The sequence below is a fragment of the Chryseobacterium sp. UF-290 genome, from assembly GCF_058245615.1.
Genome location: NZ_JBSICB010000044.1, coordinates 1 through 416, shown reverse-complemented (window position 1 = coordinate 416; position 416 = coordinate 1). Strand labels below are relative to the sequence as shown.

The 416-nt window shown below is 41.1% G+C and carries 1 protein-coding gene; it reads left to right on the top strand.

Features of this window, described 5'->3' with window-relative positions; translation table 11 throughout:
• Window positions 1-416 (top strand): AMP-binding protein (locus tag AC4IF5_RS20420; protein ID WP_490737792.1); only part of this gene is annotated, 416 nt, incomplete at both ends.

Here is a 416-nt window from a genome sequence, read left to right as displayed (position 1 = left end):
CTTGCTTATGTTATTTACACCAGTGGAACAACAGGCCTTCCCAAAGGAGTAATGATCGAGCATCAAAATGTTTCGAACCTGATCCATCAGGAAGCAAAAGAATTTGGTCTTACCGGAGAAGTTCATAAGAACTGTCTATGGTATGCAAACTATGTATTTGATGCGCATGTCTGGGAATTGTATCCTGTGATCACTCACGGGCATAGTATCTATTTGTTGGATAAAGAAACCCAGACTGATCTGTCCGCATTACAGCAATACATCGGAGAGAACAGGATTAGTCTTGCGACTATTCCTCCTGTCCTTCTAACCAAAGATCATATTCTACCCTTAGAAATTCTGGTAGTAGCAGGAGATGTTACCAATCCTCAGGTGATGGCTTTATATGAGAAAAGCGGAGTCGATATTATCAATGC